This window comes from Flavobacterium sp. BFFFF1 (genome assembly GCF_002256285.1).
Lineage (GTDB): Bacteria > Bacteroidota > Bacteroidia > Flavobacteriales > Flavobacteriaceae > Flavobacterium.
On sequence record NZ_NKJE01000065.1, the window covers coordinates 1 to 2156 of the forward strand.

3 protein-coding genes are annotated in these 2156 nt (G+C 34.0%); all 3 read left to right on the forward strand.

Annotated elements, in window-relative coordinates; all coding sequences use genetic code 11:
• Positions 1-476 (forward strand): hypothetical protein (locus CFE23_RS16555; protein ID WP_291090563.1); only part of this gene is annotated, 476 nt, incomplete at its 5' end.
• A gap of 169 nt (positions 477-645) precedes the next feature.
• Positions 646-1545, forward strand: coding sequence for a toll/interleukin-1 receptor domain-containing protein (locus CFE23_RS16560; RefSeq protein WP_291090566.1), 900 nt, complete (start codon positions 646-648; stop codon positions 1543-1545).
• A 135-nt stretch (positions 1546-1680) separates the two neighbouring features.
• Positions 1681-2156: hypothetical protein (locus CFE23_RS16565; protein ID WP_291090569.1), on the forward strand; the 476-nt coding region annotated here is incomplete at its 3' end.

The window sequence follows — 2156 nt, forward strand, 5'->3', positions numbered from 1 at the left end:
GTCAAACCCAAGGATGTTATAAAGGTTATGTTGATCTAAAAATGCAAGAAAAATATGGTGCTGCATATAAAGAAGAAATTGAAAAAGAAGCAGAAAAGTTATTTATTACGAATTTAATCACCCAAAACAAAATAATAAGTGTGTATGATTTAGACGAAGCCGAAAAACCAAAAATAATAAGTTCTAAAGTAAATATTGAAAGCAATTATTACACAACAATGGAAACAGTTATTCCTGTTGTCAATAATAAATTCTTTGCAATTGATATGTCATTCATAGTAGAAAAAGACGGAACAATTAGCAATATTAAATTAAGTAATTGGGCTAACGAAAATCCAGAAAACGAAGAACATAAACAAGTTTTTATTGATCAGGCAATAAGTATTTTAAAAGGAGATTATAATCATTGGAAACCAGGTAAATATAAAGGAAACGTAGCTCGTACCGAAAATACACTACGAATCCGCTTCGAATAAAAACGGCAGTTAACAGCGGTTTCACGCAATTGCTACTTCCCTTGTAAAATGTAACCGCTTTTTCCATAACTTCGTTTTGTCCACGCCGAGAATACTCAGCTTCGAAAGCCGCAACTGACGTGAAGCCGCCGGACGTTAGCTGCCATTGTAAAACGACGTTATCAACAATATGAAGGAATTTGACGCATTTATAAGCCACGCATCAGAAGATAAAGAATATTTTGTAAGACCACTATGCAAAAAAGTTGTTGAGTTTGGTGCCAAAATTTGGTACGACGAATTTACATTAAAGCCCGGCGTTAGCCTTAGTAGATCAATCGAGCAAGGCTTAAAAAAGTCTCAGTTCGGTTTAGTTGTTCTTTCAAAATCATTTTTCAAAAAAAATTGGACAGAATATGAACTTCGAGCTTTAAATGCATACGAGATAACCAACCCTGGAATAATTATTCCTATTTGGCATGGAGTTACACTTGAAGAAGTTAGAGATTTTAGTCCATATCTATCAGATAAACTAGCTATCGTTACTGAAAACAAACTCATCGAAGATGTTGTAGTGGAAGTACTTGAAGTAATTCGAGAAGATTTATTTCAAAATATTATGACACGAAAAGCTTTTGATGAACTCGTCAAGAAGAGTCCCGTTACAAAATTGACACCCGATGAAGCCAAACAATTGAAGTTCGGTCCAATTAGACATGCAACATTTTCAATTGATTTAATTACTAGGATTCGTCTTATTAGATCTGCTTTATTTGAAGTATATCCACATTCATTCAGTTATTGGGTAGAAGGATTTCAACGCGACATGCATCCAAAAGATGAAATACATATTTGGGAACAAATTGCAAGCATTTATTCTGAATTTGTTACGTTTAAAGAAGTAACCGATTTGGCAAAAAAGAAAGAAATCTTTACTATTATTTGTGCATTGCGGAGCGCTGTTGAAGAAGATGATATTGAACAAAACCTTTTGACTTTTGAAGAAAAAGAACTCCTTATCGAATTTTGCAAATTCCCCATCCCATTATATGATTTGGAAAACGATGAATTTGGAAACAACGGCAGCTAACAGCGGTTTCACGCAATTGCTACTTTCCGTGTAAAATGTAAACGCTTTTTCCATAACTTCGTTTTGTCCAGCCGAGAGTACTCAGTTCCAAAAGCCGCAACTGACGTGAAGCCGCCGGACGTTAACTGCCATTTTATGAAAAATTACCCCAAATTTTACTTTCTTCTATTGATTGCAATTTCCAGTTGTAGAAATAATTCTGTGAGTGATTTACAAAATAACGGTATAGAAAATGACACACTTGAAAAGATTACTATAAAGGGGCAAGATGCAAAATACTTATTAACCCCTGATAAAACGGACAGTTTATGTATCAACGATATTGAGCGTGGAAAAACGGATTTGAAAAATTTCTCCGGGGTTTATGTAAAAACGATTTGCTTTGGATGCAGCGTCAAACCTTACGAAACTGAATTAAATGTAGTCTTAAAAAAGAAAAAATTTAAGTTAGGAGTGCAAGAACTTGGATGCGTGACTGCTCTAGGTCAAACCCAAGGATGTTATAAAGGTTATGTTGATCTAAAAATGCAAGAAAAATATGGTGCTGCATATAAAGAAGAAATTGAAAAAGAAGCAGAAAAGTTATTTATTACGAATTTAATCACCCAAAA

What these genes read in the sequence shown, in the direction of transcription:
- CFE23_RS16560 (WP_291090566.1), top strand. Translation starts at nt 646, where the DNA reads ATGAAGGAATTTGACGCATTTATAAGCCACGCATCAGAAGATAAAGAA.